The 14707-nt window shown below is 48.1% G+C and carries 15 protein-coding genes; 2 read left to right on the forward strand and 13 right to left on the reverse strand.

The genetic code is table 11. The features are described 5' to 3' along the window. Positions 1-3: 3 nt before the first annotated feature. Positions 4-1233 (forward strand): porin family protein, encoded by a 1230-nt coding sequence (locus FHW36_RS22395; RefSeq protein WP_145672214.1) that lies wholly within the window; start codon positions 4-6, stop codon positions 1231-1233. Positions 1234-1326: 93 nt separating this feature from the next. On the opposite strand, the gene FHW36_RS22400 is transcribed toward FHW36_RS22395, so the two are convergent. Beyond that, a complete protein-coding gene (locus tag FHW36_RS22400; RefSeq protein WP_145672216.1) occupies positions 1327-2694 on the reverse strand; it encodes a GH1 family beta-glucosidase in 1368 nt (455 codons plus the stop codon). A 184-nt stretch (positions 2695-2878) separates the two neighbouring features. On the opposite strand from FHW36_RS22400, the gene FHW36_RS22405 reads away from it, so the two are divergent. After that, entirely contained in the window at positions 2879-3925 is a 1047-nt protein-coding gene (locus FHW36_RS22405) for a formylglycine-generating enzyme family protein (protein ID WP_145672219.1), read from the forward strand. Here the strand turns inward: FHW36_RS22405 and FHW36_RS22410 are convergent. From FHW36_RS22410 to trpB, 12 genes are all read right to left on the reverse strand, one after another. Beyond that, on the reverse strand, positions 3908-4417 hold the full coding sequence (locus tag FHW36_RS22410; protein ID WP_145672221.1) for a DsbA family protein: 510 nt from the start codon (positions 4415-4417) through the stop codon (positions 3908-3910). The two genes, FHW36_RS22405 and FHW36_RS22410, sit on opposite strands and share 18 nt — an antisense overlap. 8 nt (positions 4418-4425) lie before the next feature. Further along, positions 4426-4875, reverse strand: coding sequence for a redoxin domain-containing protein (locus FHW36_RS22415; protein ID WP_145672223.1), 450 nt, complete (start codon positions 4873-4875; stop codon positions 4426-4428). 109 nt (positions 4876-4984) lie between these two features. Then, positions 4985-6520 (reverse strand): M56 family metallopeptidase, encoded by a 1536-nt coding sequence (locus FHW36_RS22420; RefSeq protein WP_145672225.1) that lies wholly within the window; start codon positions 6518-6520, stop codon positions 4985-4987. A gap of 14 nt (positions 6521-6534) precedes the next feature. Next, positions 6535-6894 (reverse strand): BlaI/MecI/CopY family transcriptional regulator, encoded by a 360-nt coding sequence (locus tag FHW36_RS22425; RefSeq protein WP_145672227.1) that lies wholly within the window; start codon positions 6892-6894, stop codon positions 6535-6537. Between the two features lie 138 nt (positions 6895-7032). After that, positions 7033-8172: an AhpC/TSA family protein gene (locus FHW36_RS22430; protein ID WP_145672229.1), complete on the reverse strand. Its 1140-nt coding sequence runs from the start codon at positions 8170-8172 to the stop codon at positions 7033-7035. A gap of 70 nt (positions 8173-8242) precedes the next feature. Further along, on the reverse strand, positions 8243-9325 hold the full coding sequence (locus FHW36_RS22435) for a TlpA disulfide reductase family protein (RefSeq protein WP_246121215.1): 1083 nt from the start codon (positions 9323-9325) through the stop codon (positions 8243-8245). Between the two features lie 261 nt (positions 9326-9586). Next, positions 9587-10180 (reverse strand): bifunctional phosphoribosyl-AMP cyclohydrolase/phosphoribosyl-ATP diphosphatase HisIE, encoded by a 594-nt coding sequence (gene hisIE / locus FHW36_RS22440; RefSeq protein ID WP_145672231.1) that lies wholly within the window; start codon positions 10178-10180, stop codon positions 9587-9589. A 21-nt stretch (positions 10181-10201) separates the two neighbouring features. Further along, positions 10202-10957 carry an imidazole glycerol phosphate synthase subunit HisF gene (gene hisF / locus FHW36_RS22445; protein WP_145672235.1) on the reverse strand — a complete coding sequence of 252 codons (756 nt, stop codon included), beginning with the start codon at positions 10955-10957 and terminating at the stop codon, positions 10202-10204. Positions 10958-10968: 11 nt separating this feature from the next. Further along, the gene (hisA, locus tag FHW36_RS22450) at positions 10969-12111 is read right to left on the reverse strand and encodes a 1-(5-phosphoribosyl)-5-[(5-phosphoribosylamino)methylideneamino]imidazole-4-carboxamide isomerase (protein WP_145672237.1); all 1143 of its coding nucleotides are present in this window, start codon (positions 12109-12111) and stop codon (positions 10969-10971) included. Position 12112: 1 nt separating this feature from the next. Beyond that, positions 12113-12706: an imidazole glycerol phosphate synthase subunit HisH gene (gene hisH / locus FHW36_RS22455; RefSeq protein ID WP_145672239.1), complete on the reverse strand. Its 594-nt coding sequence runs from the start codon at positions 12704-12706 to the stop codon at positions 12113-12115. Between the two features lie 5 nt (positions 12707-12711). Beyond that, positions 12712-13485 carry a tryptophan synthase subunit alpha gene (gene trpA, locus FHW36_RS22460; RefSeq protein WP_145672243.1) on the reverse strand — a complete coding sequence of 258 codons (774 nt, stop codon included), beginning with the start codon at positions 13483-13485 and terminating at the stop codon, positions 12712-12714. Positions 13486-13493: 8 nt separating this feature from the next. After that, positions 13494-14702, reverse strand: a complete 1209-nt coding sequence (trpB, locus tag FHW36_RS22465) for a tryptophan synthase subunit beta (protein ID WP_145672245.1) — start codon at positions 14700-14702, stop codon at positions 13494-13496. Positions 14703-14707: the final 5 nt, after the last annotated feature.

A 14707-nucleotide genomic window follows, 5' to 3' on the forward strand; every position in this document is an offset into this window, starting at 1 on the left:
CACATGCGCATAAAAATATATAGCGGTTTAACTTTACTCCTGTTGTGCGGCGCCGCTGCCAAAGCGCAACATGGCCTTAATTCCATCTATTCTGCCTATGGTATAGGAGATATGGAAGCAAGGGATTACAGCCGGAACTACGGCCTGGGAAGCAGCGGTATTGCCCGTCGCCACTCCGGTTACCTCAACGAACTCAACCCTGCGTCTTACAGCGCGATCCCTACCCAGAACTTCATGTTTGATGTATCGATCAAAGCGCAACAGATCAACTATAACGGCGCCGGCATTTCCAACAGTGCAGGCGACGTCAACTTTAAACGATTGGCGCTGGGCTTCAAGGCTGCCAGCTTCTGGGGCATATCTGCAGGTATAGCACCTTTCAGCAGTATCGATTATAAAATCCTCAACCAACAATTTGTTACCGGTACCGGCGCACCTGTTACCACTACCACCACCGGTACGGGCGGGTTTAACAGGGCATATATCTCCAACGGTTTTGCTATCAACAAGCACTTTTCCGTAGGCGTATCTACTGCCTTCTTATTTGGGCCCATCAACGTATCACAGAATATTGGTTCCGACTCCTTACAAACACAGCACAATAAATATGGCTTTAAGCCCAACTTTACCGCTGGCGCACAATATGTAGGTAAAATTACTAAAGACTGGCAGCTGGGACTGGGCGCAACCTATCGCTTCCAAACCAAAATGAAACTGCAGGAAAAATTGAATATCGTAGATATCAACGGTACTTCCCTCTTTTCTAAAGACCAGGATCCCTCCTATTTCACACTACCTGCTGAATATGGCGGCGGTATTGCCCTCACCAATGGCACTTTCACCTGGGTGGCCGACTACCGCCACACCCTCTGGAATAGCCTGAATGAGAAAGGCCCGACCTTCGCTTATGTAGATGGACAACGCTACTCTACTGGTATTGAATACACGCTGAAACGCCAGTATTACAATCAAATGATTGAAGGAGCTGTCTTACAGGCTGGTTTTGCCTTTAACCAAACGCCCCTGGTAGTGAGCAATACCCAGATCAAAGATATTTCCGGTACTCTGGGCGTATCGCTGCCCAGCAAAAATGGGCAGCTAAGATATTACGTAGGGCTGGAAGCCGGGCAGCGTGGTACTTCCGGCACGGCGCTGATAAAAGAAACTTATATAAATGCGATATTTCACTTCAGCCTGAGAGACCTTTGGTTCCTGAAGCGACTAGCACAATAAAAAGATTCACGCGAAGACGCTAAGCAAAAAAGCAGCAAAGGAAGTTATAAAATCCCTTTGCTGCTTTTTTGCTTAGCGCCTTCGCCTGACATGTTATTGCATTTCTTCGTTCAAAAGCTTCCTGAACCAGTATCCGGAGTCTTTGATAATTCTTTGCTGGGTATCGAAATTAACATGTACGAGGCCGAACCTGGCCCGGTACCCTTCCGCCCATTCGAAATTGTCGGTGAGCGTCCAGGCAAAATAGCCTTCTACCGGCACTCCTTCCCTACGGGCCTTTAACACACCCGACAGGTATTCCTGGAAATATTCGATACGGGCCGTATCTGCAATACGGCCATCGGTGGTCAGCTGGTCGGAGAAAGCGGCCCCTCCTTCTGTTACAATGATTTTCTTAATTCCCTTGTAGGCGCCAAACTGTTTGAGTATTTCATACAGTCCGTTGCCACTGATTTCCCAACCCAGGCCGGTAAGCGGTACATTGCGGTACCTGGCCTTTACTTCTGCAATTTTTACTACGGGCATAAAGTAGTTGTACTTCACTACCAGTGGGAAATAATTCTGTACCCCTATAAAGTCAAAATCAAATGGAAGGCGGTCCCAATCGCGCCACAATGCATACCGGCGTTCAATGCGGTGCAGCAGGGGGAAGTCTTTTTCCGGGTACCCCATGCCCAGGGCTGGTTCCAGGAACAGGCGATTAAATAGCGCATCTGCCCGGCGGGCGGCCTGTACATCTTCTTCTCTATTGGTATAGGGGATAATTTTTGAGCAGGACAATGCTGTGCCGATATTGGCGCCGGCTACCTCCTGGCGGATCACGCGCCCCGCCTCCGCCTGGGCCAGGGCGGCATGGTGTACTGCCGGTAGAAACCAGGATAGGCCAAATTTTCCCGGGGCGTGTACGCCCAGCATATAACCCAGTGCCGTAAACCCAAAAGGTTCATTGAGTACAATCCAGTTCTTCACCTTATTTCCGTATTCACGGGCACATATTCTCACAAATTCTTCAAAAGCAAATACTACCCCCCGGTGGCTCCAGCCACCTTTATGTTCCAGCGCCTGGGGCAAATCCCAGTGATATAGCGTGATATAGGGTTCCAGTCCCAACTCAAGACAGGCATCTATCACCCGGTGGTAATAGTCGATTCCCGCCTGGTTAACGGCGCCTGTTCCCTTCGGCATAATGCGCGACCAGGCCAGGGAGAAGCGGAATATGGAAAAGCCCAGGAGCTTGGCCAGTAGTATATCTTGTGTATAGCGGTTGTAGAAGTCGGTGGCTACCTGTGCGTGGCTCTTATCTTTGATTTTACCTTTGCGGCTGGTGAAGGTGTCCCAAATAGAGAGACCTTTGCCATCGGTATTGAAGGCACCTTCATTCTGAAAAGCGGAAATAGTAACCCCCCAAAGGAAGTCGTCACCGAAATCCTTGCGTGTAAAGGGTATAGCAGTTGTTTGCATACTCAATACCGTAAACCGAGGCTTGCGGGCATCCCGGAATCGGGTGCAGTTTACAACAGTTTTGGTGGAAAATCGATTATATAATTGTTAACACCTATATGGCGCCCGTTTTTTTGAGGAAAAGCCATAAAGCTATTGTTTTAATATTATTTTTGAGTGCCGACTAAACAGAGCTGTCAATAACATGCAAAAAATAAACATACTGCTGGGGCTAATCCTGTTAAGCGCCTGCGCCGGGAATAGTGGTAAAAAGAAGAACGATCTTACGGAAAAGGATACACTGAATAAGATGGTATTGATTCCTGCCGGTTCTTTTTTTATGGGAGCAGACGACAGCACCGGCATGGCGGATGAATACCCCAAACACAAAGTGGATGTAGCGTCTTTCTGGATGGATGAGCATGAGGTAACCAACGAAGAATTTGCCCGCTTCGTGGAGTCCACCGGCTATGTTACCACTGCCGAGCAACCTATCAGTAAGGCAGAACTGCTGGCCAGCTTACCTCCCGGCAGCCCTGAACCCGACAGCAGCGTGCTGGCTTCCATGATGGCGCCCGGCGCCCTGGTGTTTACGCCCCCCGATCATAAGGTGCCTTTCAATGATATTTCGCAATGGTGGTCATTTGTTCCCGGTACCAGCTGGAAGCATCCCGAAGGGCCGTCCAGCAACATCAATAACAGGGGCAAAGAGCCCGTTACCCAGGTTTCGTGGCTGGATGCCCGGGCCTTTGCCAAATGGGCCGGTAAAAGGCTTCCTACAGAGGCAGAATGGGAATATGCCGCCCGCGGAGGACTATCAGGGCAACTATATCCCTGGGGCAATGAAGCACTGACCAGTGGCCACCCTAAAGCCAATACCTGGAATGGTAATTTTCCTTATCACAATACGCAAACCGATGGTTATACCGGTCTCGCCCCGGTGAAATCGTACCTGCCCAATGGCTATCAGTTGTACGATATGTCGGGGAATGTGTGGGAATGGTGTGACGACTGGTACGATGCCAACTATTACATACAGGGCGAAAAGGGCGTACAAAATCCTGCAGGCCCTGCCACCGCCTTTGATCCGGACGACCCGGGGCAGGCCAAGCGGGTAATACGGGGCGGTTCTTTCATGTGCAGCGATGAATATTGCCGGGGATACCGGGTATCTGCACGCATGAAAAGCACGCCGGAGTCGGGGTTATCCAACCTGGGATTCCGTTGTGTACGGTCAGCGGGCCAGAAATGAGGCCAGGTTCTGGTAATCGCCATCATATCTCTTCCCATTCACATAAAAAGTGGGCGTACCATTTACGCCACTGCGCACACCACTTTCAAAGTCGGCCTCCACTTTGCTGAGCAGCCGGGGAGAGTCCATGTCATCCGAAAATTTCTGGAGGTCTAAGCCCAGTTCTGTAGCCAATATTACCAGTAAAGCCTCATCCAGGTCAGACTGGCGGTTGTACAGCGCATCATGCATGGGCCAGAACTGTTGCTGTAAAGCAGCCGCTTCGGCAGCCAGGGCTGCATCCATCGCATATTCATGGGCTTCCGATAACGGGAAATTGCGGAAAATGAAACGCAGCTTATCTCCCAGCTGGTGCTGGATTTCCTTCACTATAAAAAAAGCTTCACGGCAATACGGGCATTGAAAATCGCCGTATTCCACCAGTTCTATCGTTGCCTGTTCTGCACCGGTGGCATGATCCAGTGCATTTGCGGGAGGAATCAGTGTGTGCATCACCGTTATTATTTAAGTTTTTCCAACGCATTCAGTATACCATCGGCTCCCGGGTTTTGACCAACGGGCGATAAATAACTCCATTGGATTATTCCTTCGGCATCTATTACAAACAAGGCACGCTGGCTAACACCTTCCTCATATACGCCATACAGACGGGATACCGCTCCCTTTGGCTCAAAGTCGGCCAACAGATCGAAATGCAGCTGCCGGGCTTTTGCAAAAGCCTGGTGGCACCAGGCGCCATCTACTGAAATACCCAGTAATACCGCATTGTACCGTTCAAAATACTTGAGCATTTCGTTGTATAACGACATCTGATCGCTGCATACAGGACTCCAGTCGGCCGGATAAAAGGCCAGGATAACATTCTTTCCACGCAAATCTGCCAGGGTTACACGCTTCTCGGGAGTAGACTGCAATGTGAAATCGGGCGCTTTTTCTCCTTTCTGTAACATAAACTGGTAATTATCATCTTTATAAACAGCCTTTTTCACATAATGTTGTGCAGAAACAAAAATGCCACGGTGGCGGACCGTGGCTTTTTGTATGCGTGGGCAGCATCGGTTATTTTACGTTGATCGTATCTTTTGTCAGTACCGGGTTAGCCACTTTCAGACCAGTTTTAGTAGCAACAAGGATCACGCCCTTCTTTCCTCTTTCTCCATAAACGGCGGTAGCAGCGTTGCCTTTCAACACACTGAGAGATTGTATCTGGTCTGGATTGATAGATTTTATTCCTTTCTCATTTTCCAGTGGTACACCGTCTACTATAACCAGTACATCTTTCAGATCTTGTTCTGAGTTCCTGAACACAATGTTGCTCTTTGCTGCCGGATCTTTTGTTTTTATAAAGACAATACCATTCTTAGCCTGTGTGCCGTAGGTTTCCGTATCTTTTTCGGAGGTATTTTTTACTACAGTTACGGAACTAATAGTGTTGGCGTCCTGGTATTGCTTTAGCACTTCCACCCCTTCCACTTTTCCATCGAGCACCAACACTGGCCTTTTAGATGGCTCCATATGAAAGATGTCTGTTTGGGTACTGGTGGGACCATCGCTGGAGCCAGTGGTAGTCACCACTTTGAGAGGTGAGGGTGGCGGTGGTGGCGGGGGCGGAGGCGTTTTAGGCAGTTTCCCTGCTTTTTTCACTTGCGGCGCAGGGGGTGGCGGAGGAGGTGGTGGAGGTGGTGGCGGCATTAAGGTATCTTTTTTCACCTCCTGGAAGGGCATCATCACGGCGGCCCGGCTATAGTTCAGCGACAGCACGGCGCCCGCTACAATGGCGCTCAACACCAGGTAACGTACCACCTGATATTGGGATGATTTTTTTTTATTCATCATCATGATCCTGTTTTTAAGATGTGAGAAATTGAAATTGTTTGCGATGGCCGTCGCATATGGGATCCCACTAACTTTAATAAGGTTGTATTGATAAGCCGTTTTATCTACTCCCTGTTGCAGGAGATAACGGTCGGTAATAAATTCGAGGTTCTCGCGGATGGCTGTTTTCATGAGCCACGCACCGGGGTTAAACCAATAGAAGATGTTATTGAGTTCACCCAGCACTACATCCATACTATGCCACTGCTTCACGTGCACTTTTTCATGCCGCAGGATGGCCGGCAGTTCTTCCGGCAGATGCAGGGCAGGATTGATATAGATATGGCGGAAGAAAGAAAAAGGATTTACGGGCTGCTGCAATACCTGTACCCGCACGTTGTCGATTTCATCGCGATGCGATATCCGGTGTATTTTCCACAAGGAAAACAACTGTATAGCAAAACGTATAGCCATTACCGCTACCCCGGTCCAGAAAACATATACCAGGGCTGTCCACACCGTAAATTCCGGTGCAGGCGCCTGCCATTTGGTAAAGTCGGGTATATAAGTCATGACGGTGCCGGCAATGACTTCATGCTTATCCACAAAGGTATTGATGGAGATCAGGGGAAACAGGGAAGAGAATACGATACCTGTCAACAGGAACAGCCTGTTGCCGGTATAAAAGGTAAGCCGGCGCAGTCCGAAGCGATATGCCAGGAAAAATAGCGTGAGCGAGATATTGGCCTTTAACAGGTAGATCAAAACAGCAGGTACCATAAGTCTTCGTTTTATTATTTCCCTTTTTCAATCATGTTAATTATTTCCTTCAGTTCATCGGGACTGATCTTCTTTTCCTTGGCGAAGAAAGATACCAGCTCTTTGTAGGAATTTTCGAAGTAGTCTTTTACAAAGCCGTTCATAAACTTTTGTTTGTATGCAGCTTCCTCCATCAATGGCGTATATTCATATACGTTACCCATTTTCCGGCTTTGCAAAAACCCTTTTTTCTCCAGGTTTTTGATAGTAGATGCCAGGGTAGTATACGGTGGCGCCGGCGCCTGATGCGCTTCCAGGAAGTCTTTCACGAAACCTCTCCCTACTTTCCAGATAGCCAGCATGGCTGTTTCTTCTTGCTGGGTCAGTTTTTCCATAGTTATTGAATTACGATTCTTTCGTAAATCTACGAAATAATCGTAGATAGACAAATTTTTTTTCTCGTGGGATAAAAAAAAGATGCCCCCGCCGTGTGGCAGGGGCACCTCCTTAATCATCCGCCAAAGGCGGGGAAATTATTTCAGGATCTCTTCCAGTTTAGATTCGAGCTCTTCGCCACGGAGGTTTTTAGCAACGATCTTACCTTTAGGATCAATCAGTACGTTTTGTGGAATAGCCCGCACACCGTAGAGGTCGGCCGCCGCATTTTTCCAGCCTTTCAGGTCGGAAACATGTTTCCAGGCCAGCTTATCGGCTTCTACAGCCGCCAGCCATTTCTCTTTTTTATCGTCCAGGGAAACACCGAGGATTTCGAAGCCTTTGTCTTTGAACTTATCGTAAGCTTTTACTACGTTAGGGTTTTCTGCACGGCAGGGGCCGCACCAGCTGGCCCAGAAGTCAACCAGTACATATTTACCGCGGAAAGAAGACAGGCTGATATCTTTACCATTTGCATCGGCCTGTGAAAACTCCAGGGCAGGCTGGCCTACTTCTGTTTTGCGGGCAGATTCAAGGCGTTTGGCAAACTCTTTACCAGAAGGAGAGTTCTTGGCCTGTTTGCTTAATTTCTTATATAAAGGCGCTATTTCAGAAGGTTTCAGGTCGTAGCCAGCTACCTGGTTCAGCAGGAACATAGCAATAGGAGAAGAAGTATTTTTCAGGAGAAAATCGTGCTCGATTTTCTTCTCTTCTGCGTCCAGGGCGTCGTACTCAGCTTCCAGCTTTTTAATGCCTTCCTGGTCCTTATTCTTAGCCAGTTCGCGGTATTGTTTCTGCAGGGCAGCACCTTTTTCGTTCACATCTTTCAACAGGTCGTTCAGCTTTTTGTAGTCATCGTTGGCCTGGGAACCAGTTACGGTGGCTTTGCTGATAGAATCGGTGGTGTTCACACTCACTACGCCTTTATCGATGAATACAGCGAGCATATCACGCCCCATAGACAATGGTCTTTCTGTACCTTTCTGTACCAGCATTAAACTGGCCATGGAGGGCTCTTCCAGTGTGCCATTGAAGGAAAATTTACCCTCTTTCACCTGTGCGCTGTCGAGGAAGTTTTCGCCTGACTTACGCATTCTGAGATATACGGTGGCAGGGTCTTTTTGCTGAGAAACGGTTCCCTGTATGGTGTAAGGCTTACCAGCAGCCGATCCCTTTTTATCCTGGGCTATCAACACGGTGGGAGCTAAAAGGGCAATGCCTAAAATTGCTTTCTTCATTGGTTTTTGTTTTACGAATAACAAATTTGTAAAATCGGCGGCGCAATCGCAACCTGATTTTGATAAGCGGCTATTTCAGCAGCTCCTCCAGTTTGGCTTCCAGCTCTTCGCCACGCAGGTTGCGGGCAACGATTTTCCCGGCAGGGTCTACCAGGAAATTGGAGGGAATAGACTGAATGCCGTATTGCACGGCCACTTCGTTGCCCCAGCCCCGCAAATCAGATACCTGCGTCCAGGCGAGCCCATCATGACTGATGGCCTGCAACCAACGCTCCCGGTTATCGTCCAGCGATACGCCCAGGACAGTGAAATTCTTACCCTTGTATTTGTTATACGCTTTTACCACATTAGGATTTTCCTGGCGACAAGGGCCGCACCAGCTGGCCCAGAAGTCAACCAGCACATATTTTCCGCGGAAAGAAGACAGCTTCACCTGCTGGCCTTTGGTATCTTGCTGCGAAAAATCGTCAGCGGGCACATTAACGCCGTTTGCCCGCAGGCTTTTTATATAGGCGGTTACACTTTCACCATATTGGCTGGCTTGTACCGACTTATCCAGTGAGCTGAATAACTGTTGGAATTCATCCGGTTCCAACCGGCTGCGTAATTCATTCATCAGCATCCAGATGCTGGCAATCGCCTTGGGATGGGCTTTGATAAACTCCTTACCGGTGCTCACTACATCTTTACTGAACACGTCTGCCTTCTTACGGAAAGCATTCTTTCCGGGCTCATCTTCGGGGTTAATGTTCTTTGCCTCTGCATTCAGCTCCTGCGCCCGTTTGATGAGTGGCTCAAAAGCTTTCTGATATTGTTGCATAGCCTGTGTGTTCTCATTTCCCTTTACCGACGAAGCAATGGGAAACATAGCCATGGAGGTAACCAGGTGTATAGGTTCATTTCCTGTTACGAATAACATAGGGTAGCTTACGTCCTTCATAATCAAGGCGTACACTGATGGCTCCTTCCCGTTTTTCACCTTAAAGCTGAACTCATCATTCTTGATCACTACCGAGTCGTCGGGGTAATTGTCCTGGTCATCCAGGAGATAGATGGTTTTACCGCTCCCGTTCTTCACAATACCCGATACCTGCTGGGCATACGCTCCTACGGAAAGCAGCCCTGCAACGGACAACAGGAAAATTCTTTTCATTACAAATTATTTTAATTAGTTAGAGGGCTGTAATATACGAAGAGATTTTTTATAGAGAGAAGGGGTAGCTACCCGGCCACTATGGGCAATTGAGGGGACATAGTTTCCCGGATGCTAGTACCGGCAAGCGCTTCATTCCTGTTTATTGAAGGCTTATTTGCTTAAAATCAAGCATTAATAAATAAAAATAAAATACCGGCAGGCAGCTACACCCGGGAAATAAGCCAGCAGCAACACCCGCCAGGCGGGTGTTGCTCACATTTATTTATGACGTTGTTTTAACACCGATATAACATCTGACAGCTGGAATCCTTTTGCCTGAAGGAGTATCAGGTAATGGAACAACAGATCAGCAGATTCATTGAGAAATAAATCATCGTTGTTATCCTTTGCTTCAATCACCACTTCTACGGCTTCCTCTCCTACCTTTTGCGCTATTTTGTTGATGCCTTTGGCAAAAAGGCTGGCAGTATAGGATTTATCGGTAGGATTATTTTTCCGGTCGGTAATAATTCCTTCCAGGGTAGCCAGGAAATCGTTGCTGATATTTTGCTCATCCCAGCAGGTATCTGACCCGGTGTGACATACAGGGCCCAGGGGACTGGCTTTTACCAGGATTGTATCCTGGTCGCAATCTACCTTCAGGTCTTTAACGATCAGGAAATTTCCGCTTTCTTCTCCTTTTGTCCACAAACGGTTTTTAGAGCGGCTGAAAAAAGTCACCTTACTTTCCGCCATGGTTTTTTCCAGCGCTTCGCGGTTCATGTAACCCAACATTAGCACTTTACTTGTCACAGCATCCTGTATAATAGCCGGCACCAGGCCATCGGACGACTTTTGAAAATCTATCTGCATGTTAACATATTTCAGGTATCACTAAAATCTTACGTTCACTCCCTTGTCATAAAGAAAGGTTTTGAGCGCAGGTATTTCTATTTCTTTGTAGTGGAAGATACTGGCAGCGAGGGCCGCATCGGCCTGCGCAGTTTCAAATACATCCACAAAGTGGGTCATGTTGCCGGCACCACCAGAGGCAATTACAGGCACGTTGAGGTGCTGGGATAACTGCGCAGTAATATCGAGCGCAAATCCCTGCTTCGTACCATCGTTATTCATTGATGTGAGCAGTATTTCCCCGGCTCCGCGGTCAACGGCCTCTTTAGCCCAATCGAACGCTTTCACCGGCGTTTTTACCCGTCCCCCGTTCAGGTACACGTACCAATCGCCCTCTTCAAAGCGGGTGTCGATCGCCAGCACGATACATTGACTACCAAATTCCCGCGCCAGTTTATCCACCAGTACGGGATCTTTGAATGCGGAGGTATTCACCGAAATTTTGTCAGCACCCGACTGCAACAGCACATTCACATCTTCCACGGAGGAAATGCCCCCACCTACTGTAAAAGGGATATTAACATGGCGGGCAATGCGGGTAACCAGTTCAGATAATGTTTTCCTTCTTTCATTGGTAGCCGTAATATCCAGGAATACCAGTTCATCGGCTCCCTGCTCAGCGTATAATGCGCCCAATTCGATCGGATCTCCGGCATCGCGGATATTTTCGAAATTGATACCCTTAACGGTACGACCGTCTTTGATATCCAGGCATGGTATGATGCGTTTGGTCAACATGTTGTAATATTTTACAGGAATGTTTTTAATGCCTCCATAGAGATGTTTCCCTCATAGATGGCTTTACCGATAATAGCGCCACTACAGCCTATTTCCTGCAAGGCAGCCACGTCGTCAATATTGCTTACGCCGCCGCTGGCTACAAAGTTAATGCCTGGGAAGCGTTCTATAATCTTTTTGTACAGGGCTGTCGATGGGCCCTGTAAGAGGCCGTCTTTAGCGATATCTGTGCAAAAGATATTGGTAACACCGGCTGCGACATTGCTTTCCAGGAAATCAAACACCGACAGCGTAGTGGTTTCCAGCCATCCGCCTACGGCTATTTTCTCTTCCTTCACATCTGCGCCCAGGAATATTTTCTCCGCGCCATATTGTTTTACCCAGCTAAAAAAAAGCTCGGGCTGTTTCACCGCCACGCTGCCAATGGTGGCCAGGGCTGCTCCACATTCAAAAACAATATCCAGGTCTTTCCCCGTTTTTATCCCCCCTCCGAAATCCGTTACCAATCCGGTTTTCCCGGCAATGCTTTCCAGCACTTTCCAATTCACCACCGCGCCTTTTTTAGCGCCATCCAGGTCTACCAGGTGAAGGCGGCGTACCCCGATCGCTTCAAATTCTTTGGCTACTTCCAGCGGATGTTCGTTGTATACTTTTTGCTGACTGTAATCGCCTTGTGTGAGTCGTACACATTTACCATCAATAATGTCGATGGCAGGAATCACTTCAAATTTCTTGGTCATAGTGTGCTGTTCCAGGGGCAGTTCCATTTTGATATACCTGATACCGCCCTTCATAAAATAATCGCCCTTTTTTATGTAGCCGAGCTTATCATAAAAGCTAGCAGCCGTATCGCGGGCATTACACCAGAGTAATTTTATTCTTTCCTTTTGACAAACGCTTGCCAGGTGCGCCAACACGGCCTTACCATAGCCTTTGCCCTGTGCGGCAGGCAGCGTAGCCAGTTTACGGAACTGCGCGCTGTCGCGGCCCAGGAACAAGGATACCACCGTTACCAATTGCCCCTGATCATATACGCCGAAGTGTAATCCATCCCGGTCGTTTTCTACCATCACTGCCTCCAATGATTCATTTGGATACAGTACATCTCTTCTTAGCTGCAAGGTATCTGCTGCCGTAATCTGACGGATATTCATCTTACAGGTTCAAAAAGTTTTCTATAATGCGGGCACCTGCTTCAGCAGATTTTTCCGGGTGGAACTGCACGGCATAAAAATTATCCTTCTGCAGGGCAGCGCTGTAGTTAATCACGTAGTTGGTGATAGCCACAGTATCCGCTCCCAGGGCGGCATAGTAGCTATGCACGAAATACATGTAGGCATTTTCCGGTACGTGTTCAAACATTACACTGTGTAAGCCGGTAATGTTATTCCAGCCTATCTGTGGTATTTTGAGCAGGTTTTCCACGGGCGACTGAAAGCGTTTTACCGCTGTGTCAAATACCCCGATGCACTCGGTATCATTTTCTTCCGAATGTTTACACAGCAACTGCATGCCCAGGCAAATGCCCAGCACAGGCTGCTGCAAACCGGCAATCACCTGGTCCAGCTTCCGCTCTTTCAGGTACTGCATGGCCGTACTGGCTTCTCCCACGCCGGGAAAAATCACTTTATCGGCCGACATGATCTCTTCATGATTATCCGTTACAGTACCGTTAACGCCTAAACGCTCCAATGCAAATTGCACAGAGCGGATATTGCCGGCGTTATATTTTATGATAGCTGTTTTCATGTTTGTTACTGAATTATTCCCGAAATAAACGTTTCTACCGTTTTATCAATATCCTGGCTATGCTCAATGGCTTTGATGAAAGCTGTACCAATGATAGCACCATTAGCATACGCAGATGCCGTATCAAAAGTAGCTTTATCTTTTATACCAAACCCGATTAATACCGGGTTACTGAGCTGCAAACTTTTCAACCGCTCAAAATACGCCTGCTGATCGTTCATATTCTTGTCTTTCCCCGTGGTAGAAGAAGACGATACCGCATACAGGAAACCCTTGCTCAGGCTATCTATCTTACGAATGCGCTCTTCACTCGTTTCCGGCGTTACCAGGAATATCAGGTGCAGGTTATATTTCTCAAAAACGGGGCGGTATTCATTTTCATATTCGGCCATCGGCAAATCAGGTACAATGATGCCATCGATCCCTACTTCGGCACATTTAGCGCAGAAGGCTTCTACCCCATAAGTTAATACCGGGTTGAAATATCCCATGAGAATAACCGGAACGTGTATCGTTTGCCTGAATTCTGCCAGCTGGGTAAACAGGGTGTGTAAGCTCATTCCATTCTGCAGGGCCTTGGTGCTGCTATCCTGGATTACCGGACCATCGGCCAGCGGATCGGAGAAAGGCATACCCAGCTCAATCAGGTCCGCACCATGCTGCTGTAAAGCGGTCATTACCGGCAGGGTATCGTTTAACTTCGGAAAACCTGCCGTGCAATATATATTTAAAACGCCGTGTTGCTTTTTAGCAAACAGTTGATCAATACGATTTTGCATAGTCCATTTTATTTTTTCATATTACGGATATAGGTATCCAGGTCTTTATCACCACGGCCGGAAAGGCATACCACTACTACATCATCTGTATTCAGTGGGAGGTCTTTCAATTTGGCGAGGGCATGCGCCGACTCCATTGCCGGGATAATACCTTCCAGCGCACTCAGTTCGTAAGCAGCAGCCAGGGCTTCATCATCGGTAGCATCCAGGAACTGGGCACGGCCTGATTCATACAAATGGGCGTGCATGGGTCCAATACCAGGATAATCGAGCCCCGCGGAAATAGAGTGTGGCTCTACAATCTGTCCGTCGCTGGTTTGCATGAGCAGGGTTTTGCTGGCATGGATAATGCCAATGGTTCCCAGCTGCGTGGTAGCTGCTGAAAACCCGCTGTGTACACCCTTACCGCCAGCTTCTACTGCCACCAGCTTCACCTCTTCTTCGTCCAGGTAGTGGAAGAAAGCACCAGCCGCATTACTGCCGCCACCAATGCAGGCTACTACGTAATCAGGATGTTCGCTGCCTGTTTTTTCCAGCAGCTGCTTTTTAATTTCTTCGCTGATCACCGACTGGAAACGGGCCACCATATCAGGATATGGATGAGGTCCGGCAGCGGTGCCCAGTATATAATGCGTATCTATGGGATTATTGATCCAGTCGCGTATGGCTTCATTGGTAGCGTCTTTCAACGTTTTGCTGCCGCTGGTAGCTGGTACTACGGTAGCGCCCAGCATTTTCATGCGGGCCACATTGGGTGCCTGTCTCTCAATATCGATGCTTCCCATGTATACTACGCATTCGAGGCCCATCAGGGCACAAACGGTTGCCGTAGCTACGCCGTGCTGGCCAGCGCCGGTTTCAGCGATGATACGGGTTTTACCCAAACGTTTTGCCAGCAGGATCTGTCCAATGGTGTTATTCACCTTGTGGGCACCGGTATGGTTCAGGTCTTCCCGCTTGAGGTAAATTTTTGCCTTATATTTTTCAGATAAACGCTTCGCGAAATATAAAGGAGAAGGCCTTCCTACATAGTCTTTCAACAAGGCTTCAAACTCCTGTTGAAAAGAAGGATCACCGAGTATTTCCAGGTATTTGGATTGTAGTTCGTGTACGTTGGGGTACAGCATTTCAGGAATGTATGCCCCTCCAAATCTGCCATAATAGCCATTCTTATCCACCTGATACCTGGAGTTGCCGGTGTTGATTGCAATATCCATGACCG

Origin of the sequence: Chitinophaga polysaccharea (genome assembly GCF_007829335.1) — a bacterium.
Taxonomy (GTDB): domain Bacteria; phylum Bacteroidota; class Bacteroidia; order Chitinophagales; family Chitinophagaceae; genus Chitinophaga; species Chitinophaga polysaccharea_B.

Excerpts from the sequence above, each read along its gene's own strand:
- trpB (WP_145672245.1), bottom strand. The coding sequence starts at position 14,702 with ATGGATATTGCAATCAACACCGGCAACTCCAGGTATCAGGTGGATAAG.
- hisIE (WP_145672231.1), bottom strand. The coding sequence starts at position 10,180 with ATGCAGATAGATTTTCAAAAGTCGTCCGATGGCCTGGTGCCGGCTATT.
- FHW36_RS22410 (WP_145672221.1), bottom strand. The coding sequence starts at position 4,417 with ATGCACACACTGATTCCTCCCGCAAATGCACTGGATCATGCCACCGGT.
- FHW36_RS22430 (WP_145672229.1), bottom strand. The coding sequence starts at position 8,172 with ATGAAGAAAGCAATTTTAGGCATTGCCCTTTTAGCTCCCACCGTGTTG.
- FHW36_RS22400 (WP_145672216.1), bottom strand. The coding sequence starts at position 2,694 with ATGCAAACAACTGCTATACCCTTTACACGCAAGGATTTCGGTGACGAC.
- FHW36_RS22395 (WP_145672214.1), top strand. The coding sequence starts at position 4 with ATGCGCATAAAAATATATAGCGGTTTAACTTTACTCCTGTTGTGCGGC.
- hisF (WP_145672235.1), bottom strand. The coding sequence starts at position 10,957 with ATGTTGACCAAACGCATCATACCATGCCTGGATATCAAAGACGGTCGT.
- hisA (WP_145672237.1), bottom strand. The coding sequence starts at position 12,111 with ATGAATATCCGTCAGATTACGGCAGCAGATACCTTGCAGCTAAGAAGA.
- FHW36_RS22425 (WP_145672227.1), bottom strand. The coding sequence starts at position 6,894 with ATGGAAAAACTGACCCAGCAAGAAGAAACAGCCATGCTGGCTATCTGG.
- FHW36_RS22415 (WP_145672223.1), bottom strand. The coding sequence starts at position 4,875 with ATGTTACAGAAAGGAGAAAAAGCGCCCGATTTCACATTGCAGTCTACT.
- trpA (WP_145672243.1), bottom strand. The coding sequence starts at position 13,485 with ATGCAAAATCGTATTGATCAACTGTTTGCTAAAAAGCAACACGGCGTT.
- hisH (WP_145672239.1), bottom strand. The coding sequence starts at position 12,706 with ATGAAAACAGCTATCATAAAATATAACGCCGGCAATATCCGCTCTGTG.
- FHW36_RS22405 (WP_145672219.1), top strand. The coding sequence starts at position 2,879 with ATGCAAAAAATAAACATACTGCTGGGGCTAATCCTGTTAAGCGCCTGC.
- FHW36_RS22420 (WP_145672225.1), bottom strand. The coding sequence starts at position 6,520 with ATGGTACCTGCTGTTTTGATCTACCTGTTAAAGGCCAATATCTCGCTC.
- FHW36_RS22435 (WP_246121215.1), bottom strand. The coding sequence starts at position 9,325 with ATGAAAAGAATTTTCCTGTTGTCCGTTGCAGGGCTGCTTTCCGTAGGA.